Origin of the sequence: Lawsonibacter faecis (genome assembly GCF_014287675.1) — a bacterium.
Lineage (GTDB): Bacteria > Bacillota > Clostridia > Oscillospirales > Oscillospiraceae > Pseudoflavonifractor > Pseudoflavonifractor faecis.
This window is the reverse complement of record NZ_JACOPQ010000010.1, coordinates 83,226-102,988: the sequence shown is the minus strand read 5'-3', so window position 1 is coordinate 102,988 and position 19,763 is coordinate 83,226. Positions and strand designations below refer to the sequence as shown.

19 protein-coding genes are annotated in these 19,763 nt (G+C 63.0%); all 19 read right to left on the bottom strand.

Annotated features, from left to right (window positions below; genetic code table 11):
- Positions 1-46: 46 nt before the first annotated feature.
- The gene (locus H8S62_RS12940) at positions 47-2,068 is read right to left on the bottom strand and encodes a bifunctional 4-hydroxy-3-methylbut-2-enyl diphosphate reductase/30S ribosomal protein S1 (protein ID WP_155146653.1); all 2,022 of its coding nucleotides are present in this window, start codon (positions 2,066-2,068) and stop codon (positions 47-49) included.
- A complete protein-coding gene (locus tag H8S62_RS12935) occupies positions 2,065-2,655 on the bottom strand; it encodes a lysophospholipid acyltransferase family protein (protein ID WP_155146655.1) in 591 nt (196 codons plus the stop codon). The genes H8S62_RS12940 and H8S62_RS12935 overlap by 4 nt, the downstream gene beginning before the upstream one ends.
- Positions 2,652-3,329, bottom strand: coding sequence for a (d)CMP kinase (gene cmk, locus H8S62_RS12930; RefSeq protein WP_186919711.1), 678 nt, complete (start codon positions 3,327-3,329; stop codon positions 2,652-2,654). The genes H8S62_RS12935 and cmk overlap by 4 nt, the downstream gene beginning before the upstream one ends.
- A 43-nt stretch (positions 3,330-3,372) precedes the next feature.
- A complete protein-coding gene (locus tag H8S62_RS12925; RefSeq protein WP_155146659.1) occupies positions 3,373-4,626 on the bottom strand; it encodes a BaiN/RdsA family NAD(P)/FAD-dependent oxidoreductase in 1,254 nt (417 codons plus the stop codon).
- A gap of 21 nt (positions 4,627-4,647) precedes the next feature.
- A complete protein-coding gene (locus H8S62_RS12920; protein ID WP_155146661.1) occupies positions 4,648-5,517 on the bottom strand; it encodes a MurR/RpiR family transcriptional regulator in 870 nt (289 codons plus the stop codon).
- A 147-nt stretch (positions 5,518-5,664) separates the two neighbouring features.
- Positions 5,665-6,375, bottom strand: coding sequence for a pseudouridine synthase (locus tag H8S62_RS12915; protein WP_186919710.1), 711 nt, complete (start codon positions 6,373-6,375; stop codon positions 5,665-5,667).
- A gap of 233 nt (positions 6,376-6,608) precedes the next feature.
- Entirely contained in the window at positions 6,609-7,760 is a 1,152-nt protein-coding gene (locus tag H8S62_RS12910) for a D-alanyl-D-alanine carboxypeptidase family protein (RefSeq protein WP_186919708.1), read from the bottom strand.
- Positions 7,761-7,851: 91 nt separating this feature from the next.
- Positions 7,852-8,265, bottom strand: a complete 414-nt coding sequence (gene ytfJ, locus H8S62_RS12905; protein ID WP_155146667.1) for a GerW family sporulation protein — start codon at positions 8,263-8,265, stop codon at positions 7,852-7,854.
- 2 nt (positions 8,266-8,267) lie between these two features.
- The gene (locus H8S62_RS12900; protein ID WP_186919706.1) at positions 8,268-8,888 is read right to left on the bottom strand and encodes a DUF2953 domain-containing protein; all 621 of its coding nucleotides are present in this window, start codon (positions 8,886-8,888) and stop codon (positions 8,268-8,270) included.
- Positions 8,889-8,891: 3 nt separating this feature from the next.
- Positions 8,892-9,608: an SMC-Scp complex subunit ScpB gene (gene scpB, locus H8S62_RS12895; protein WP_155146671.1), complete on the bottom strand. Its 717-nt coding sequence runs from the start codon at positions 9,606-9,608 to the stop codon at positions 8,892-8,894.
- 94 nt (positions 9,609-9,702) lie between these two features.
- On the bottom strand, positions 9,703-10,503 hold the full coding sequence (locus H8S62_RS12890; RefSeq protein ID WP_155146673.1) for a segregation and condensation protein A: 801 nt from the start codon (positions 10,501-10,503) through the stop codon (positions 9,703-9,705).
- 39 nt (positions 10,504-10,542) lie between these two features.
- Positions 10,543-11,202 carry a site-2 protease family protein gene (locus H8S62_RS12885; protein ID WP_243141835.1) on the bottom strand — a complete coding sequence of 220 codons (660 nt, stop codon included), beginning with the start codon at positions 11,200-11,202 and terminating at the stop codon, positions 10,543-10,545.
- 17 nt (positions 11,203-11,219) lie between these two features.
- Positions 11,220-11,918 carry a tyrosine-protein phosphatase gene (locus H8S62_RS12880; protein WP_155146674.1) on the bottom strand — a complete coding sequence of 233 codons (699 nt, stop codon included), beginning with the start codon at positions 11,916-11,918 and terminating at the stop codon, positions 11,220-11,222.
- A 178-nt stretch (positions 11,919-12,096) separates the two neighbouring features.
- Entirely contained in the window at positions 12,097-12,849 is a 753-nt protein-coding gene (locus H8S62_RS12875) for a fumarylacetoacetate hydrolase family protein (RefSeq protein WP_155146676.1), read from the bottom strand.
- Complete coding sequence (gene yihA / locus H8S62_RS12870; RefSeq protein WP_186919705.1) at positions 12,846-13,445, bottom strand: ribosome biogenesis GTP-binding protein YihA/YsxC; 600 nt, start codon at positions 13,443-13,445, stop codon at positions 12,846-12,848. The genes H8S62_RS12875 and yihA overlap by 4 nt, the downstream gene beginning before the upstream one ends.
- A 42-nt stretch (positions 13,446-13,487) precedes the next feature.
- A complete protein-coding gene (gene lon / locus H8S62_RS12865; protein ID WP_186919703.1) occupies positions 13,488-15,893 on the bottom strand; it encodes an endopeptidase La in 2,406 nt (801 codons plus the stop codon).
- A 123-nt stretch (positions 15,894-16,016) separates the two neighbouring features.
- The gene (gene clpX / locus H8S62_RS12860; RefSeq protein ID WP_155146682.1) at positions 16,017-17,333 is read right to left on the bottom strand and encodes an ATP-dependent Clp protease ATP-binding subunit ClpX; all 1,317 of its coding nucleotides are present in this window, start codon (positions 17,331-17,333) and stop codon (positions 16,017-16,019) included.
- Positions 17,334-17,546: 213 nt separating this feature from the next.
- Complete coding sequence (gene clpP / locus H8S62_RS12855) at positions 17,547-18,128, bottom strand: ATP-dependent Clp endopeptidase proteolytic subunit ClpP (protein ID WP_155146684.1); 582 nt, start codon at positions 18,126-18,128, stop codon at positions 17,547-17,549.
- A gap of 157 nt (positions 18,129-18,285) precedes the next feature.
- Positions 18,286-19,728, bottom strand: coding sequence for a trigger factor (gene tig, locus H8S62_RS12850; RefSeq protein WP_186919702.1), 1,443 nt, complete (start codon positions 19,726-19,728; stop codon positions 18,286-18,288).
- Positions 19,729-19,763: the final 35 nt, after the last annotated feature.

Here is a 19,763-nt window from a genome sequence, read left to right as displayed (position 1 = left end):
AAACAGGCCTCTTTTTGTGTATACAGGCAGTAATGCGCCGCGCTTCTTACTCCTCGGGAGCGCTCTCGAACCCGGGCGCGACCTCGGTGTGCCCGCCCTCAGAGGTGGCCACCAGGGTGTCCTCTCCGCTGTCCTCGCCTGCGTCGGAGCGCTGGGCATCCTCCAGCAGGGCGCGGATAGACAGGGAGACCTTCTTGCGGTCCATGTCGATATCGGTGATTTTCACGTCCACCATCTCTCCCTCGCTCAGCGCGTCGCCGGGCTTGTCAATCCGGTGATCGGCGATCTGGGAGATATGGATCAGGCCGTCCACGCCGGGCACGATCTCGGCGAAAGCGCCGAAGGTCATGAGCTTGACAACCTTGACGCTGGCGGTGTCGCCCACGCCGTACTTGTCGGTGAACACAGCCCAGGGATCCTGGCCGCGGTCCTTCATGCCCAGGGAGATCTTCTTCTTCTCCTTGTCGAAGGAAATGACATAGACCTGGACGGCGTCGCCGGTCTTCACCACCTCGGAGGGATGCTTGATACGGCTCCAGCTCAGCTCGGAGATATGGACCATGCCGTCCACGCCGCCAATGTCCACGAAAGCGCCGTAGGAAGTCAGGCTCTTCACCACGCCGTCATACTTCTTGCCTTCCTCGATGCCCTCCCAGACGGCGGCGGCCTTCTCGGCGCGCTCCTCATTGGCGACAGCGCGGATGGAACCCACCACCCGGCGGCGGGCGCGGTTGACCTCGGTGATGCGCAGACGGACCTTGTGCTTGAGCAGCTCGCTCATAGGCGTCTCCCGGGGCAGACCGGTCTGGGAGGCGGGGACGAACACGCGCACGCCCTTGATGGACACCACGACACCGCCCTTGTTCTCCTCGGTGACCACACCCTCCACGGTGGTGTGATCCTCGCAGGCCTGGGCCACGTCGTCCCAGCTCTTGACGGTGTCAAGACGCTTCTTGGACAGGGTGACCACGCCCTCCTGATCGTTCACGCGCATGACGTAGGTCTCGATTTCCTCGCCGACCTTAACCAGGTCCTCGACCTTAACAGTGGGATCGTCGGTGAGCTCGGACACCGGTATGTAACCGGCGTGCTTGGTGCCCAGGTCGACGTAGATCTCCGTAGGCGTAATACCAGTGACGACGCCTGTAACCTTCTCCCCTGTATTTAAAGTCTTGATCGATTTCTCCAGCAGTTCAGCAAAGGATTCTTCGATCTCCATGATTTCGTCGCTCATTTTGTCATAGACCTCCTTTATAATCCACCCCGGCGTAGACGCGCCCGCGGTGATTCCAATAGAAGCCTTCCCATACAGGTTGGAAGGTTCCAGCTCCGCCCCTCGTTCGATCCATATGACCATGGGACAGAGGGCGCGGCAGAGTTCGGCCAGGTGTCTCGTGTTGGCGCTTTTGCGGTCTCCAATCACAATCATGGCGTTGCTCTCGGCGGCCAGAGCTTGGGCCGCCCGCTGCCGCTTGCACGTAGCACCACATATTGTATCAAAAACTTTTAAATTTGTACACTCTTTTTTTGCTTTTTCTACGCACAAATCCCAATCAGCCCGGGTGGACGTGGTCTGAGAGACCATTGTGATTGGTTTTGCGCGGTTTTCCGGTTCCTCGTCCAGCCAGCGCTCCAGGGCCTCGCAGTCGGCCAGCACCACGCCCCGGCGGCACCAGCCGGCAATCGCCCGGACCTCCGGATGTTCCGGGGACCCTATAATGACGCTCTGACGTCCGTTTTGTTCCGCCTCGGCGACAATTTTATGAATCTGCGAGACGTTGGGACAGGTGGCGTCCAGAATCTCCGCCCCCCGGGATTCCAGCAGCTCAAACACCGCCCTGGGCTCCCCGTGGGACCGGATGATGACCGCGGCCCCCTCCGGCACGTCCCCGGGCCGCTCCACGCTGGAAATCCCCATGGCCTCCAGCCGCGCAATCACGCTGTCGTTGTGGATGAGGTGGCCCAGCATGACGCATTTCTTGCCCGAGGCCGCCGCCTGCTCCGCCAGCTCCACCGCCCGCTTCACCCCGTAGCAGAAGCCGGCGTGCTCCGCAAGGCGCAGGCTCATGCCGCCTTCCCCAGCGCGTAAATGCGCTCCATCAGATCCTCGGCAATCGCCTTGTACTCTTCGGCGGTGCCTTTCCTGCCCTCCACCTGGGGATAGTAGGGCTCGCCGATCACCACGTCGGTAAAGCGAAACCACGGCTTCCTGGCGGGTATGTACACCGGGACGATGGGCACGCCGGTGCGGACGGCCAGCATGGCCGCGCCGGTCTTGGCCTCGCCCTCCTCCCCGTCCCTCACCCGGGTCCCCTCGGGGAAGAGCAGCACGTTTTCGCCGCTCTTGAGGAATTTGATGGCGGTCTTGATGGCGCCCACGTCGGACTTGCCCCGCTCCACGGCGAAGACCCCCGCCTTTTTCAGGAGAAAGCCCAGGATGGGCGCCCGCATGAACTCCGCCTTCGCCATGACCCGCATCTGGTGCTTCCGGCCCACCGCCATCACCAGACAGACCGGGTCGCTGAGGCGGGTATGGTTGGCGCAGAACAGGGCGCCCCCCTCGGGGATATGCTCCCTGCCGATACAGCGGCAGGGGTGGAACAGGCTGAAGAATGGCCACACAATGGTCCAGATGATAGCATACGCTGTTCTCATGCGTCCAATCGCTCCTTGATGGTATTCAGCAGCACGTCGAAGCTCTCCTCCAGGGAGTTGCCCGTGGTGTCCACCAGCAGGGCGTCCTCCGCCTGCCTGAGGGGAGCCGCCGCCCGGCGGGTGTCGTTCTCGTCCCGCTGGATGATATCCCGCAGGACGGTTTCGTAATCGCCCCCGTGCCCCCGCTGCAGCAGCTCCGCATACCGCCGCTTCGCCCGGTCCTCCGGGGCGGCGGTGAGAAAAATTTTCACGTCCGCTCCGGGCAGCACCACCGTACCGATATCCCGGCCGTCCATAATGACGTTCTGCCGCCGGGCAAGTTCCCGCTGCATGTCCATCAGGAATGCCCGGACCTGAGGCAGGGCCGACACGGCGGAGGCGTACTTGGAGATCTCCGGGCGGCGGATTTCGTCGGTCACGTCCTCGCCGTCCAGATACATATGCTGCAGACCGTCCTCTCCATGCCTGAGATCGATGTCCAGCCCGGCCAGCATGGGCACCACCGCCGCGCCGTCGCCGGGGTCCACGCCCCGCCGGCAGGCGGACAGGCCCACCGTGCGGTAGATGGCGCCGGTGTCCACATAGAGGTAGCCCAGGGCCTCGGCCAGCATTTTTGCCAGGGTGCTCTTCCCCGCGCCGGACGGCCCGTCCACCGCGATGCTTTTATAAGTCATGTGGTATCCTCCCAATCAAAGCTGTGGGGCTGCGCCCCCGCCGCTACAGGGCTGCCGCGGCCGCCTCCCCCGCCGCGCGGCCCGTGGCCCAGGCGATTTGGAGGTTAAAGCCGCCGGTGTAGGCGTCCACGTCCAAAAGCTCCCCGGCGAAGTACAGCCCGGAGACCAGCTTGGACCCCATGGTTTTCGGGTCCACCTCAGTGACCTTCACCCCGCCGGAGGAGATAATCGCCTCCTCCACCGGGCGCGGCCCCCGGATATCCACCCGCAGGCCCTTGAGAAGCTCCAGCAGGCGGCGGCGCTGCTCCCTGGTGACGGAATTGACCTTGGTCTCCCCCGGGATGCCGGACAGCTCCGCCAGCACCGGGGACATCAGCCGGGGCACCAGGGCGTCCAGCACATTGTGAAGGTCCCGGTTGGGATTCTCGGAAAAGTCCCGCAGGAGCCGGGCGTCCAGGGTCTTTTCGTCCAGGGCGGGCTTCATATCGATAAAAACGCTGTAGCGCTCCTTATCAAAGTCCCGCATATGGGCGCTGGCGCTCAGAATCAGCGGCCCGGACAGTCCGAAGTGGGTGAAGAGCATCTCGCCCTGCTCCTGAAAGACGACCTTGTTCCTGGAATTTTGAACCTTAACCGATACATTTTTCAGGGACAGCCCCTGCATTGCGGCGCAAAAATCCTGTTCGGCCACCAGAGGCACCAGGGAGGGTCTGGGGGGAATCACCGTATGGCCCAGGGCCTCCGCAATGCGGTAGCCGTCCCCGGTGGAGCCGGTCAGAGGATAGGAGACGCCGCCAGTGGCAAGGATAACCGCCTTACATGGAAACCGACCCCGCTCCGTCGTCACGCCGGTGACGGCCCCACCCTCCGTCAGGAGGGCTTCCGCCCGCTCCTGCGCGATATTCACGCCCGCGCGGCGCAGGCCCATGAGGAGGGCGTCGATAATGTCGGCCGCCCTGTCCGACGCGGGGAAAACCCGGCCGCCCCGCTCCGTCTTGAGGGGCACCCCCAGCCCGGCGAAGAGCTCCTTCACCGCTGAGGGCGGGAAGCGGGTGACGGCGCTGGTGAGAAAACGACTGTTATGCGGGACGTTTTTGAGCACCTCGTCCGCGCCACAGTCGTTTGTCACGTTGCAGCGGCCCTTCCCCGTAATATAGAGCTTGCGGCCCAGCTTCTGGTTCCGTTCCAGCAGGGTCACACAGGCACCCTGGCGGGCGGCGGTCAGCGCGGCAAGACATCCCGCCGCCCCGCCGCCGATCACGATTATATCCGGCGTCAAATTTCCATCATCCTTCATCCGAGCCTGCCGTGCAGGCGCTTACGTTTCTTCCTCTACCTTCTCATAGACCTCGTACTCGTCCCAGATCCGCTCCAGGGTCTCGAAGGTCCGGGACAGGTCCTCGTTCTTCCGGCGGCCCACCGCCACGATGAGGGCGTTGACCATGGAGAGCGGGGCCACCAGGGAGTCCACAAAGGAGGCCATATCGCTCTTGGCGAGGAGCGCGTGGTTGGCGATGGCGGCCAGCGGGGACGCCTCGCTGTCGGTAATGGCCACCACCACCGCGCCCTGGTCCCGGGCAAACTGCATGGCCTTCACCGTCCGGCTGGAGTATCTGGGGAAGCTGACACCGATGACCACGTCGCCCTCCCCCACCCGCAGAATCTGTTCAAACATCTCACTGACCGAGGTGGTATGTACGATGACCACGTTTTCAAAAATCAGGTTGAAATAGAACCCCAAAAAGCTCACGATGGCCGAGGCGGAGCGCACGCCCAGGATATAGATGCGCCGGGCGGACACGATGGCGTCCACCGTGTGGTAAAAATCCTCACGGCTTACCGCCTCCATGGTCATGCGGATCTTCTCAATGTCCGACTGCATCACCATGGGCAGCAGGTCCTGGTCGGTGATGCGGTCGTTGGAGACCTCGATGCGCTGGATGGAGGTAAGCTTGTTGCGGATCATCTCCTGCAGGGCCTTCTGCATGGCGGGATAGCCGTCATAGCCCAGCTCGGCGGCAAAGCGCACCACCGTGGACTCGCTGACGTTCACCGTCTTGCCCAGCTTGCTGGCGGTCATGAAGGCCGCCTTGTCGTAGGACTCCAGAATAAATTTGGCAATGAGCTTCTGGCCCTTGGAAAAGGCGCTCATACTGGCCTGAATAACCGATAATATATCCTTGGACATGGTTCCTCTATCCTCCCGGTACCCCCCGTTTCGGGGCGCGCCATTCTCTGAATCAGCAAATAGTATCATACCGGGAATTCGGCTGAAAATCAATAGCATTCTGCAAGACGTAACATTTTCCTTGCAAAATGGCGGGACTTCCCTCCCTTATCCGCCGCGCAGCCGGGCCACTTCCTCCCCCGTCAGACGCCGCCAGCGGCCCGGAGGCAGCTCCCCCAGCGCCAGCGTCCCCTCCCTGACCCGCTTGAGGCGCCTGACCTCCAGTCCGGCGGCGGCGCACATCCGCCGCACCTGGCGGTTCTTTCCTTCGTGAATGACCACCGAGAGGCAGGCGCGGCCCCCGCCCTCCCGGCGCAGCACCTCCACCCCGGCGGCGGCCAGGGGCACGCCGTCCAGGCTCATGGGTCCTCTGAGGATGGGCAGCGCGGCGTCCACGTCGCCGGTGACCGAGACCAGATACTCCTTCTCCACCCCGTGGCTGGGGTGAAGAAGCGTGTGGGTCAGCTCCCCGTCGTCAGTCATAAGGAGCAGCCCCTCCGAGTCCAGGTCCAGCCGGCCCACAGGCCAGACACGGGCACCGCAGGCGGACACCAGCTCCGCCACGGTCCTGCGGCCCTTCTCGTCGGAGAGGGTGGTCACATAGCCCCGGGGCTTGTGGAGCAGGATATATGTATGCTCCCCCACCGGCCGGACGGGCTTGCCGTCCACCTCCACCCGGTCCCGCGCCGGGTCCGCCTTGTCGCCCAGGCGGGCCACGCTTCCGTTGACGGTCACACGGCCGGCCTCAATGTACCCCTCCGCCGTCCGGCGGGAGGCCACGCCGCAGGCGGAGAGTAGTTTTTGCAGGCGTTCCTCCACGCCGTTCACCTCTTTTGAGCAGGATTGCCACGCCGGCGAAGTGACCGGCGCGGCAATCCGCAGTCGTCTAGGGTGTATCTGAAATTTCGGGGTGGTGTGGATTTCGAGCGGAAGGCGTCATGCAAGCCGTTTTTCGCAGGAATCCTGGGTGGATTCCAAGGAAAAACGGCGCGGCAGGTCGCAGTTTCCGCCGAAAGGCGCGCCGCCTGGATGTTTCAGATACACTCTAGTTTTTAAAATGTCCTGGGGTAAAACGCCGCCATCACATTGGCGGTCTTGTCCCCCCGGAAAAGGCTCAGAATACGCTCAACCAGGCTCTGCTCCTCCAGCGCGTCGCTTTTCACGCTTCTGGAGTAGACCAGATAGGTGCTGCCGATGGGCTCGCCGTCCATATAAAAGGTCAGGCTTCCGGCAATCGCCCCCTCCTCGACGGGGGCCTTCACCGTCTCCGGCAGGTCTATCCTGGCGGTCACCCGTTCGCCCGCGCCCAGGGGATAGCTCACGCCGCTCTCGGTCCGTACGGGCACGAAGCGGACCAGCGACCCCGTCACCGGGAGGCTGCGCACATCCTTCCCGGCGGTGGCCAGCATGGCGCCGGGCCACTCCTCAAAGCCGTAGTCGAAGAGGGCTGCGTGATCCCGCCAGTCGTTGGGGTCGCAGAGGGTCACGGCGATGAGCCGCTGGCCGTCCCGCTCCGCGCTGGAGACCAGGGTCCTCCCGGCCTTGTCGGTGTAGCCCGTCTTCATGCCCACGCAGCCCTCATACTGCCAGAGGAGCTTGTTGTGGTTCGTAAGGCTCCGGGTGCCGATGGTAATGGATTTGGTGGAGACGATTTTTGCAAGAATTTCGTTGTCCATGACCACCCTGGCCAGCTTCGCCATGTCGGCGGCGGTGGAGTAGTGGTCGTCGCTGGAGAGGCCGTTGGGGTTGGAGAAGTGGCTGTGCTCCATGCCCAGCTCCTCCGCCTTCCGATTCATCCACTCCACGAAGGTCTCCACATCGCCCGCGCAGAAGCCCGCCACCGCCAGCGCGGCGTCGTTGCCCGAGACCAGGAGCAGGCCGTAGAGCAAATCCTCCAGGGTGAGCTTCTCCCCCACCTTCAGATACATAGAGGAGCCCTCGGTGAGGGTGTACTCACGCTTGACGGTGACCTCCTGAGAGAGATCGGCGGTGGACTCCACCGCCACCAGGGCGGTCATCAGCTTGGTAATGCTGGCGATGGCCCGCTCCTCGTCCGCATTCTGGGAAAAGAGCACCCGTCCCGACCCGCCGTCCACCAGGATGGCGGACGCGGCGGAGAGGGTGGGCGCGGCGGCCCGGGCCCGGACGGAGAGCACGGAGGAGAGGAACAAAACGGCGAACAGGGCCGCAAACATACGCTTCATACTGCGCCACCTCGAAAACACGATAGATGGTGCTAGTATGGCCCTGTCCGGCCTCTTTTATGTCCCCGGCCGCCGCGGAATTCTCCCGGGGTTAAAACGCGCTGTCGGGCTCCTTCTTGTCCTGCTGCTTTTCGATGAAGCCGGTGACCCGGTCGATGACCTCGGGCACCATCTCCACCACCCGGTCCACAGTGGTGCCGGGCGGGGGCGCCACGGGCAGCAGGCGCACGGAGTCGCCCTTGACGATGAGGAAGGCGATGGGCATGATGTTCACGCCCGCGCCGCTGCCGCCGCCGAAGGCGTTGTCCGCCTCGGGCTTCTGATTCTTGGTGGTGAAGTCGCTGCCGCCCGAGGCGAAGCCGAAGCTCACCTTGGACACGGGGATGATGGTGACCTCTCCGGTCTGGATAGGCGCGCCGATGATGGTGTTTACGTCCACCATCTCGCGGATCTTCTGCATGGTGGTGCTCATCAGATCGCCGATGGGATGCTGCTTGTTTTCCATGGTCAAACCGCCTCTTTCTGTTTTTTCTGCCGGGTCTTCAGGTGTGAGAGTACCTTTAAAAAGCGTGCACATAGCCGTATCCCCAGGACCACGGCCTGCCCGATGGTGAGGGAAAAGGACGCGAACACATAAATCACCGGCTCCCGGCGGTTGAAGTCCACCTCCGTGCGGATACGCCGGTCCTGAATATTGAAATTATTCTCGAAAATGGGCCAAATCATACCCAGCGCAGCGTTTGCCCCGCCAAACGCCATGGCCGCCGCCGCCGGGTCGGGGGCCGCGGCGGTAAAGTCCAGACAGAGCCTGTCCACCCTGATTTTCCGTTTGAACTGCCCGGCCGCGTCGGCCACCAGGGGCAGAAACTCCTTCACGGTGCTGAACAGCCCGCCCGGTTTGGAGGGCGGCGTCTCCCCGGGCGCGGACTGCTCCCGCTCCGGCTTCTTTTCTTTTGCAGGCTTTTTCTTCACCTTTTTTTTGCGGGGGTAGACCGTAAACCGGATGAAGCCCAGCCGCGCGCGGACCAGAATGCCCGCCTCGCCGTACTCAGCCGTACCGCCGATCCGAATGAGGGATATCAGCAGCAGGACAAGAATGATGATTCCCAGGACCCGCAGGATCCCCATGGTCTACTCCTCCGTCTCCGGCGGCAGCGCCGCCGTCTCGCCGTCCGCGGTTTCCCGCTTCTCGTTCCGGGCCAGCTCCTCGGCGGCGGCCAGAAGCTCCTCCTCCGAGATCTCCTCCTCCGCCCCGGCGCCGGCCGCAGCCTCCTGTTCCGCCCTCAGCTTCTCCACCGCGGAGCGCATCTCCAGGGCAATCTGCCCGTCCTCGGCGCTGGCGTTGGGGAGCTCGGGCAGCTCCTCAAGGCTGGCGAGCCCGAAGGACCGCAGAAAGGTCTGTGTGGTTCGGTACAGGATGGGCCTGCCCGGCACGGCCAGGCGGCCGCACTCCTCAATCAGGTCCCGCTCCAGCAGAAGTCCCACGGTGTAGGAGCTGTCCACACCGCGGATCTGGTCCACGTAGGCCCGGGTGGCCGGCTGATAGTAGGCGATAATGGAGAGCACCTCCAGCGCGGGCTGGGACAGCCGGGCGGGCTTGCGGCTCTCAAAGGCCTTACGGATGTAGTCCGCATACTCCGGGGCCGAGCAGAGCTGATAGCTGTTGTCCATCCGCACCAGCCGGATGCCCCGGCGCTGGTAGCGGTAGTCGTCGGCCAGCTTCTGGCAGACCGAGTCCACCGTCTCCCGGTCCACCTCCAGCGTCATGCAGATCCGCTCTACTCCCACACTGTCCCCGGCGGCAAAGAGAATGCCCTCAATGGCCGACTCCATTTCCTTTAAATCCATAAACCTATCTCCCGCCCGGCCGATGCCGCGCGGAAACCCCTTATACTTTTGTTCTGTCCGGACGGAACCCGTCCGGCATTTTTTCAAACAAGGCCTAAACCACATCGGTGGAGAATTCAAAATCCGGCTCCGCCTCGCCCGTCGTACAGGTCACGGTACAGTCCGACTCGGTGCCCGCCAGGCGGATTTTTTTGGCCTTGCAGAGCTCCAGCACGGCGATAAAGGTTGCAACAATCTCCGAGCGGCTGCGGTTGCCCTGAAAGAGCGCACGGAACCGCGTGACCCCGAACCGGACCAGCCGCTGGACAATCTCGCCCGCCTTGTCGGACACCGGGTAGGGCTCCCGGCCCACGATCCCTTCAAAAGCCGCCATCGGCGGCGGCAGGCGGTGGTCCGTCCGCTCCATCACCGAGAGCATGGCCCTGCGCAGATCCTCCGCCTTGTGGTGATAGCGGTAGCTCCTGTTGACCGGGATCGCCTCGGGCACCTTGGTAATGTAGTCCCTGCCGATGGCGAAGCGGTCGGAGAGCTCGGGAATCACGCCCTTGATGCGGGTGAAGTTCTCGTGCCGCTGGTGCTCCTCCAGGGAGGCGATCAGCTGCTCCATCTCGGAGAGGGCCTCCTCGTCGTTGATGGAAAGGAGCATACGGGTCTTGATGAACACCAGTTGGGCCGCCATGGTGACAAACTCGCTGGCGACCTCCAGATCAAGCTGCTTGCGCCGGGCCATCCAGGTCATGTACTGCTCCAGAATCACGGCAATCTGGATGTCCTTGATCTCCATCCTGTTCTTGGACAGCAGGCTGAGAATCAGGTCCAGAGGCCCGGTGAAGTCCTCCATGTCCTCGGATTTTGCCTTAACCACCTTCTCCAGATGAAAGATGGGCGTCTCCATGGCGGTCACCTCCCTGCCGGATCAAATTTCATATGCCGGTTACGTCAAACCCACCATTCTGAGCATCACGCCCAGCACCCCGTTGATACAGAAGTCCAGCAGGCCGTCGAACACCCCGACGAACATCAGAATCATCAGCGGGATCATGACGTAACGCTCATACCGCAATATGGTATAGTATACCTTGTCCGGAAACAGGGAAAACAAAATCTTTGATCCGTCCAGGGGCGAGATGGGCAGCAGGTTGAAAAGTCCCAGGCCGATGCTCATCACCGCCGTCCTGGAGAGAAAATTGAGCAGAAAGTAGGCGGCCAGCCCGCCCGGAAGAATCCGAACCAGCCCGGAGTAGAGGGCCAGCAGCAGAAAGGACAATACCATATTGGACACGGGCCCCGCCAGGGCGGTCAGCGCCATGTCCCGCTTGGGACGCTTAAAATAGCGCATATCCACGGGGACGGGCTTCGCCCAGCCCACGCCCACGAAGAGCAGCATCGCAAACCCCAGGATGTCAATATGCTTGATCGGATTCAGGCTCAGCCGGCCCATGCGCTTCGCCGTCGGGTCCCCCAGCCGGCAGGCTGTCAGTCCGTGGCAGAGCTCATGGACCGTCATGCATAGAAGCACTCCCACTGCGCTCAGCAGCAGGGAGACCAGGCCCATCCAGTCCAGATTGTTTAAGACAGTTTGTATTCCGCGCAAAGGTACGCCACCCTTCGTCAGTCTGTGTCCAGCAATTTGCCCCGCAGGCGCCCGAGCTGCCCGTCCGTCAGTCCCACGGCCCGGAGATAGCCCTCCACGCCGCCGTATTTGGCGTTCACCAGGTCAAGGCAGCCCTCCATATACTCGCTCTTGGAGCGCCCGACAAAAGCCGCCTTGTCCGGCATCTGGGCCGCAGCCTGGCGCACCCAGTCCAGCATGTAGGTCTCGGAGATCTGATAGTCCGCCAAAATATCGTCCAGCCCCACGCCCGCGCAGGCCAGCAGAAGGGCGGCGACGCAGCCGGTGCGGTCCTTCCCCGCCGTGCAGTGGAACAGCACCCCGCCGCCGGCGTCCGCTATCGCGCTCATAATGGGCAGCACGTTTTCCGGCCGGTCCAGCATACGGAAATAACCGCCCGCCACGTCGTCCTCGGCATTGGGCGGCGTCTCGCCGCCCGCCAGGACGTGGTGGCGGTAGGTGAAGCCGGGGAGATCTCGCAGCGCACAGGGCCTGTTCTCCGCCTCCCACCTGCTGCGCAGATCCACCACCGTCGTGATGTTCCGGCGCAGCAGCCAGTCCGCGTCCCTCCCGGTAAAGCCCTGGGGCAGATCGCCCCGGAGGAGGCGCTCATACCGCGTACAGCGGCCGTCCGCCGTGGGATATCCGCCCAAATCCCGGAGATTGCGCATGGTTCCAAGCAAGATATGGCGCAGCACGGCAACGCTCCCCCTTCCCTTGTGCAGCAGATGAAATATTGGACATTATTATAGCAAATCGGCGCTCAAAACACAAGGTGTTGGAGCAGTGTTTCCCGCTGCGAAGGATTCTGCCCCGGCCTGCTCCGTCAAAACGGAGGAGGCCGTCTCCGGTCTCCGGGACGGCCTCCTCTATTCGTCACACAATATGGCTGCGCAGCACTCCGATGCCCTCAATCTCCACCTCGACCACATCGCCGGGCTTCATGGCGCCGATTCCGGCAGGGGTGCCGGTGGTCACCACATCGCCGGGCTCCAGGGTCATGGAGGCGGTGATGAACTCCATCAGCTCCGGGAGCTTGGTCATGAAGAGGGAGGTCCGGGATTTCTGAACGGTCTCGCCGTTCAGCCGGGTCTCAATGGCGAGATCCGCCCCGTCCACGCCGTCCACCACCCAGGGTCCGACCGGCGCAAACCCGTCCATACTCTTGCCCCTGCTCCACTGTCCGTCCGATTTCTGAATGTCCCTGGCGGTCACGTCATTGAGGCAGGTATAGCCCAGAATATACTCCGCAAAGTCTTTCGCCTTTACGTCCTTTGCCCGCTTCTTCACCACGAAGGCCAGCTCCCCCTCGTAGTCCAGGCGGGTGACGAAGGCCGGGGCGTGGACCCTGCCCTCGTGGCAGTTAAGGGTGTTGGGCGCCTTCAGGAACAGGATGGGCCTGTCGGGCACGCCCTCCCCCATCTCCATGGCATGGTCGTAGTAATTCTTCCCCACGCAGACGATCTTGGTCGGCTCACAGGGGGCCAGCAGACGGCACTCGGACAGCGGGAGCAGGCCGCCGTCGTAAGAGACGCTCTGATAGGGCGCGTGGGCCAAGGTGCGCACGGTCTCCCCCTTTAACACGCCCCATGCGGGCTCCCCCGCCCGCTCAAATCGCACGAATTTCATAGACTCTCCCCCACAGCTCCCAAAATGGCGCTCAGCAGCTCCTGCCGGCCGTCTCCCTTCTCGGCCGAAAAGGGAATCACCTTCACATTCTCCGCCAGCTCAAGCGTCTCGCGGATACGGGCCATATTGGGCTCTATTTCACTTTTTTTCAGCTTGTCCAGCTTGTTCGCCACAACGACGAAGGGCTTGCCGCTCTGCTTGAACCACTCGCCCATGGTGCAGTCGTCCGCCGTGGGCTTGTGGCGCGCATCCACGATCATTACGCCCAGGGTCATCAGCGAGGTGTCCGCAAACCAGCTCTCAATGAGCCGGCCCCAGCGCGCCTTCTCCGCCATGGAGACCTTGGCGTAGCCATAGCCCGGCAGATCCACCAGGTAGACCTTCCCGTCGATGAGAAAGTAATTGATATGGGTGGTCTTCCCCGGCGCGGCCCCCACACGGGCGATGTTTTTGCGCAGAAGCAGCTTGTTGATGACCGAGGACTTGCCCACGTTGGATCTTCCGGAGAAGACCACCTGCGGCAGCATGTCCCGGGGAAAATCCGCCGCGCTGGCGGCGGAGCGGATGAATTCCGCCTTTTGTAGGTTCAATGGCATAGAGGCTCCTTTCCCGGCATGGCTCTCCCATACCGCGCCCGGCTACTGCTTGAGGTTGAGTCCGGCCTCCGCCCGCCTGCTCTCGGCGGCCCGCCCGGCCAGCTCCTGGCCCTGGGCGGACATGGTCAGGCTGAGGGCCTCGGCAAGGGCGGCGTCGGCCTGCTCCACCGGAACAAAATGGAGCGCCGCCCGGACTGTCTGGTCAATCTCCTCCAGGTCCTTCACATTGTCCGCGGGGATAAGCACGGTCTTTATTCCGCTGCGCAGGGCGGCCATCGTCTTCTCCTTCAGGCCGCCGATGGCCAGCACTCTGCCGCGCAGCGTGATTTCACCCGTCATTGCAATACACCGCTTAACCGGCGTATTGGTGAGGGCGGAGACCATGGCGACCGTAATCGCCACGCCGGCCGACGGCCCGTCCTTGGGAACCGCCCCCTCCGGGAAGTGGACGTGGATGTCCTTATTTTTATAAAAATCCTGCTCAATGCCGAGCTGGGCGGCCCGGCTGCGGATATAGGTGAGGGCCGCATGGGCAGACTCCTTCATCACGTCCCCCAGGTTTCCGGTCAGCTCCACCTTGCCGGTGCCGGGGACCACGTTGGCCTCCACCTCCAGCAGCTCGCCGCCCACGCTGGTCCAGGCCAGGCCGTTTACCACGCCCACCTGCTCCAGTCCGGGCAGCCGCTCCGGCTGATACTTGCGCACGCCCAGATACCCTTCCAGGTTGTCGCCCGTGATGGAGATAGACTTTACACCATCTGTCACAACACGCATTGCCGCCTTTCGGCAGAGGGCCGCCAGCTCCCGCTCCAGGACCCGGACGCCGGACTCCCTGGTGTAGCCGGTGATGATCTCCCGAATAGCGTCGTCGGTCAGCTTGAGCTGGGCTTTTTTCAGGCCGTGGCGCCTGAGCTCCTTGGGCAGCAGATGCCGCCTGGCGATCTGCAGCTTCTCCTCGTCGGTATAGCTGGTGAGCTCAATGACCTCCATGCGGTCCAGCAGGGGCCTGGGAATGGTATCTGTGGTATTGGCGGTGGTAATGAAGAGCACGTCGGACAGGTCGTAGGGCAGCTCCAGAAAGTGGTCCCGGAAGGTGCTGTTCTGCTCCCCATCCAGCACCTCCAGCAGCGCCGAGGCAGGGTCGCCGTGGATGCTGGATACCAGCTTGTCTATCTCGTCCAGCAGGAGTAAAGGATTACTGCTTCCCGCCTGGCGGACGCCCGCAATGATTCTTCCGGGCATGGCGCCCACATAGGTCTTGCGGTGGCCGCGAATCTCGGCCTCGTCGTGGATACCGCCCAGGGAGATCCGGGCCAGCTTCCGGTTGGTGGCCCGGGCGACGGACATCGCGATGGAGGTCTTGCCGACGCCGGGCGGTCCGACAAGGCAGAGCACTTGCCCCTTCAGCTCCGGGGCCAGCTGCTTTACGGAGAGGAACTCCAGAATCCGCTCCTTGACCTTCTCCAGGCCGAAGTGGTCGGCGTCCAGCACCCTCCTGGCCGCAGCCACGTCGGTGCGCTCTTTGCTCTTCCGGTTCCACGGCAGCTCCAGGCAAATATCCAGATAGTTGCGCAGGACGGTGGCCTCGGCGGAGCCAAAGGGCTGCTTCTCCAGCCGCCCCAGCTCCTTTCTGAGCTTCTCCTCCACCTCGGCCGGCAGCTTGGCCCGGGCAATTTTCTCCCGGTACTCGGCCGCCTCGCTGTCGCCGCCGCCATCCTCACCCAGTTCCTGCTGGATGACCTTGAGCTGTTCCCGGAGGAAGTAGTCTTTCTGGTTCTGGGTCAGGCTCTCCCGGACCTTGTTCTGCATCCCCTGCTCCAGCTCCAGGATCTCCACCTCCCGGCGGAGAAGCTGATAGAGCTTTTCCAGGCGGCGGACCGGGCGCAGCTCCTCCAGAACGGCCTGCTTGTCCCCGGCGCGCATGGCGATATTCTGAGCGATGTAGTCGGCGATATAGCCAGGATCGTCGCTGGAGAGCACGCTCAGCAGCACGTCGGGCGTCATCCTGGGCGCAAGCTCGGAGTAGGTCTCAAAGAGATCGTAGGTGCGGCGGATCAGCGCCTCGGTGCGCGGCGAGCTTCTGACGCTCTCACCCGCCTCGATCTCCGCCACCTCCGCTATGAGGTAGGGCGCCGTCTGGCAGAGGCCGGCCAGCTGGCCCCGGGCCACACCTTCCACCATGACCCGCACATTGTCGCCGGGCAGGCGGAGGATCTGCCGGATGTTGGAGATGGTGCCGATGGAGAAGAGGTCCTCGGCCCTGGGGGTCTCCACGGTGATCTCCTTCTGCGCCACCAGAAAAATCGGCTGCCCCGTGGCCATGGCCTCGTCCAACGCCTTGATGGATGCCTCCCGCCCCACGTCGAAGTGAAGCAGCATATTGGGGAAGATAGTCAACCCCCGCAGCGCCAGCGCGGGCATCACGACAGGGCTCTTGGTTTTGGTCATTCGGATCACTTCCTTATAGACGGCGAGCGCCCAATGGGCGCCCCTACATACCCTCGTGGGGAGTAGGGACGGCCACCGGCCGCCCGCCCTTTGCGATAATATTAAATGGTATTCTGCTGCGCGTCAGGAGACGTTGCCCTGGGCGGGCAGGCCGCCCTTCTCTGCGCGGAGGGCCGCGCTGCCCAGACGGGGGCGCTCGGTGCGCTCGCTGTCGCGCTCCAGGGCCGGCTCTTCCTCGCCCCGCACACAGGCGCCGGTGATGATTACCTTGGTGATGGTGGGATCGGACGGGACGTCGTACATGACCCTGGTCATGGTCTCCTCCAGCACGGCGCGCAGGCCGCGGGCGCCGATTTCACGCTCGATGGCCTTGTCGGCCGCGGCCTCCAGGGCCTCCGGCTCGAAGACAAGCTCCACATTGTCGTACTCCAGGAGCTTTTCATACTGCTTCACCAGGGCGTTTTTGGGCTCTGTGAGAATCTGCATGAGCTGCTCCCGGTTCAGGGAGCGCAGAGTGGTGACCACAGGCAGCCGGCCCACCAGCTCGGGGATGATGCCGAACTTGATGAGGTCGTGGGGTTGAATCTCGCCCAGCAGGGCGGACGCGTCCCGCTCCTTCTTGCTCTGGATCTCCGCACCGAAGCCCATGGACTTCTTATCCAGGCGGCGCTCAATGATTTTCTCAATGCCGTCGAACGCGCCGCCGCAGATAAAGAGGATGTTTTTGGTGTTGATCTGGATGAACTCCTGATGGGGGTGCTTCCGCCCCCCCTGGGGCGGCACATTGGCCACGGTGCCCTCCAGAATTTTCAGCAGGGCCTGCTGCACGCCCTCGCCGGACACGTCCCGGGTGATGGAGGTATTCTCACTCTTGCGGGTGATTTTGTCCATCTCGTCGATATAGATGATGCCGCGCTCGGCAAGCTCGATATCAAAGTCGGCGGCCTGGACCAGACGCAGGAGGATGTTCTCCACGTCGTCGCCCACGTAGCCCGCCTCGGTGAGCGTGGTGGCGTCGGCGATGGCAAAGGGCACCTTCAGGATGCGGGCCAGCGTCTGGGCGAAGAGGGTCTTGCCGCTGCCCGTGGGTCCCAGCAGCAGGATATTGCTCTTCTGCAGCTCCACCCCGTCCGCGCCGCCGAAATAGATGCGCTTGTAGTGGTTGTACACCGCCACGGAGAGCGCCACCTTGGCGGTCTCCTGGCCGATAATGTATTGGTCCAGCACCTCGCGAATCTCCCGGGGCGTGGGGATCACGTCCGGGATGTCGGGAGCGGCCTGCTCCTCCGGGTCGTACGCATCGTCCAGAATGCTCATGCAGAGATGGACGCACTCGTTGCAGATATAGGCACCCGGCCCCGCGATGATGCGGGCGACCTGCTCCTGGTGCTTGCCGCAGAAGGAACAGCGTACCGGCTTACGTTCGTCGTTTTTAGGCATAGTGTTACCTCATTGCTCCTGTTCGTGATACGAACGATAGTGAGCGGGGCGAAGGCCCCGGCGCCGTGCGGCAATTGCCGCCGGCAAGAAACGCAAAGGGAAAAGGGGGCCCTCACGGCCGCCGCGTGGGGAAATCAGCGAACCGGCCTGCCGCCCCGAAAAATGCGGAGAAAGGAGCGGGGCGCTCGTTCCCCGCTCCCTTCCCTATCCTCGTTACCGCTGATAAAAGACCTTGTCGATCAGGCCGTACTCCAGCGCCTCCTCGGCGGACATGAAGTTGTCGCGCTCACAGTCGGCTGTGACGACCTCGATGGGCTTGCCTGTGTTGTCGGCCAGAATCTTGTTCATCCGCTTTTTGATGATCTCCAGGCGCTTCAGGTGGATCGCCATATCGGTGATCTGGCCCTGAGTCCCGGCGGAGGGCTGGTGAATCATAATCTCGGCGTTGGGCAGGGCAAAGCGCTTGCCCTTGGCGCCGGAGGACAGCAGAAACGCGCCCATGCTGGCCGCCATACCGATGCAGATGGTGGACACATCGCATTTCACATACTGCATGGTGTCATAGATGGCCATGCCGTCGGTGACGGAGCCGCCGGGGCTGTTGATGTAAAACTGGATGTCCTTGTCCGGGTCCTGGGCCTCCAGATAGAGGAGCTGGGCCACGACCAGGCTGGCGGTGGTGGCATTGACCTCCTCGCCCAGGAAGATGATGCGGTCGTTGAGCAGGCGGGAGAAAATGTCGTAGGAACGCTCGCCGCGGTTGGTCTGCTCTACTACATAAGGGACTAAGCTCATAGTGAAAGATCTCCTTTTTTTGATGTAGGGACGCTGGAGAGCGGTGCACATGGCGCTCCCCAACCGGTCCGCTCCCATCATCACCTCGGGGCGCACACATACCCCATGGCAAAAGCTGGGCAGTCATACCGCTAAAGTATGCCCGGCTTTATGAAACTTATTCCTCGGTCTTGGGCTCAGACTTCTTCTTGGGGGCGGCCTTCTTTTTGGGCTTCTCCTCGCCCTCGGCGGGCTCCTCGGCCTTCTTCTTGGGGGCGGCCTTCTTCTTGGGCTTCTCCTCGCCCTCGTCGGACTCCTCCGCTTTCTTCGCGGCCTTCTTGGCGGGGGCCTTGCCGGCCTTGGCGGTGCTGTAGACCACCTCGGCGGCCTTCTTGGTCTTCAGCTCCTTTTCCAGATCCTCAACCGGAACAGCGGCCTTGATCTGCTCCACATCCATGCTGTACTGCTCGGCCAGACGGGCGTACTCGGCCTCCTTCTCCTCGTCGGAGACCTCGATCTTCTCGGCCTCCACAATGGCGCCCAGCGCAAGATCGCCCTGGACCTGATGGAGGGCCCCCTCCATGGCCTGCTTCTTGAAGTCGGCCGCGGTCATGCCCATCATCTGGAGGTAGTTCTCAAAGGGGATGCCCTGGGAGGTGATGCGGCGGGCGTAGTCGTCCACCATCTGGTCTGCGCGGTGCTCCACCATGGCGTCGGGGATCTCAACCTCCATGTTGGCGACCACCTGCTCCATCAGGGCGTTCTCAAAGTCGCTCTTGGCCTGGGCCTCCCGGCGCTCCTTGAGCTTCTCGCCCAGGTCCTTCTTCAGGTCCGCCAGGGTCTCGAACTCGGACACGTCCTTGGCGAACTCGTCGTCCACCACGGGGGCCTGCTTCTCCTTGACCTCATGCAGCTTCACGTGGAAGACCACGCTCTTACCGGCCAGCTCTGCGTGGTAGTCCTCGGGGAAGGTGATGTTGATGTCGCCCTCGTCGCCGGCCTTCATGCCGACGAGCTGCTCCTCAAAGCCGGGGACGAAGGACCCGGAGCCCAGCTCCAGGCTGTGGCCCTCGGCCTTGCCGCCCTCGAAGGGCACGCCGTTGTCGAAGCCCTCGAAGTCCAACACGACGGTGTCGCCGTTCTGGGCGGCGCGGTCGGCGGAGACCAGGCGGGTGGCGCGCTCAATAAAGGGCTTGAGCTCGCCGTCAATATCCTCGTCGGACACGGCAGCCTCGGCCTTGGGCGCGGTGAGGCCCTTGTAGTCGCCCAGCTTGACCTCAGGGCGGACCGTCACGACGGCCTTGAAGCTGAAGCCGTCCTTGCCGGCGTCCAGAATCTCCACGTCGGGATAGGCCACGGCATCCAGCTTCTCCTGCTCGACTGCCTCGGCATAGGCCTCGGGGTAAACATCGTTGATGGCATCTTCATAGAAAACACCGGAGCCGTACATTCCCTCGATGATCTTGCGGGGCGCATGGCCCTTGCGGAAACCGGGGATGGAGATGCTGCCGCGCTGCTTCTTGTAGACCTTATCGATAGCGGCCTCAAACTCCTCGCGGCTGACCTCGATGACGAGCTCGACAGTGCTCTTTTCCTTCTTCTCTACGCTCTTGACATTCATGTTGTTACTTCCTCCTGTCAGCGCTTGCAGCGGGT

Bases quoted from the DNA above. Each gene is read 5' to 3' on its own strand.
- H8S62_RS12940 (WP_155146653.1), bottom strand. From the start codon at position 2,068: ATGAGCCTGCGCCTTGCGGAGCACGCCGGCTTCTGCTACGGGGTGAAG.
- tig (WP_186919702.1), bottom strand. From the start codon at position 19,728: ATGAATGTCAAGAGCGTAGAGAAGAAGGAAAAGAGCACTGTCGAGCTC.
- yihA (WP_186919705.1), bottom strand. From the start codon at position 13,445: ATGCCATTGAACCTACAAAAGGCGGAATTCATCCGCTCCGCCGCCAGC.
- lon (WP_186919703.1), bottom strand. From the start codon at position 15,893: ATGACCAAAACCAAGAGCCCTGTCGTGATGCCCGCGCTGGCGCTGCGG.
- cmk (WP_186919711.1), bottom strand. From the start codon at position 3,329: ATGACTTATAAAAGCATCGCGGTGGACGGGCCGTCCGGCGCGGGGAAG.
- H8S62_RS12925 (WP_155146659.1), bottom strand. From the start codon at position 4,626: ATGAAGGATGATGGAAATTTGACGCCGGATATAATCGTGATCGGCGGC.
- H8S62_RS12890 (WP_155146673.1), bottom strand. From the start codon at position 10,503: ATGGAGACGCCCATCTTTCATCTGGAGAAGGTGGTTAAGGCAAAATCC.
- H8S62_RS12910 (WP_186919708.1), bottom strand. From the start codon at position 7,760: ATGAAGCGTATGTTTGCGGCCCTGTTCGCCGTTTTGTTCCTCTCCTCC.
- scpB (WP_155146671.1), bottom strand. From the start codon at position 9,608: ATGGATTTAAAGGAAATGGAGTCGGCCATTGAGGGCATTCTCTTTGCC.
- H8S62_RS12920 (WP_155146661.1), bottom strand. From the start codon at position 5,517: ATGTCCAAGGATATATTATCGGTTATTCAGGCCAGTATGAGCGCCTTT.
- ytfJ (WP_155146667.1), bottom strand. From the start codon at position 8,265: ATGGAAAACAAGCAGCATCCCATCGGCGATCTGATGAGCACCACCATG.
- H8S62_RS12900 (WP_186919706.1), bottom strand. From the start codon at position 8,888: ATGGGGATCCTGCGGGTCCTGGGAATCATCATTCTTGTCCTGCTGCTG.
- H8S62_RS12875 (WP_155146676.1), bottom strand. From the start codon at position 12,849: ATGAAATTCGTGCGATTTGAGCGGGCGGGGGAGCCCGCATGGGGCGTG.
- H8S62_RS12935 (WP_155146655.1), bottom strand. From the start codon at position 2,655: ATGAGAACAGCGTATGCTATCATCTGGACCATTGTGTGGCCATTCTTC.
- clpX (WP_155146682.1), bottom strand. From the start codon at position 17,333: ATGCCTAAAAACGACGAACGTAAGCCGGTACGCTGTTCCTTCTGCGGC.
- clpP (WP_155146684.1), bottom strand. From the start codon at position 18,128: ATGAGCTTAGTCCCTTATGTAGTAGAGCAGACCAACCGCGGCGAGCGT.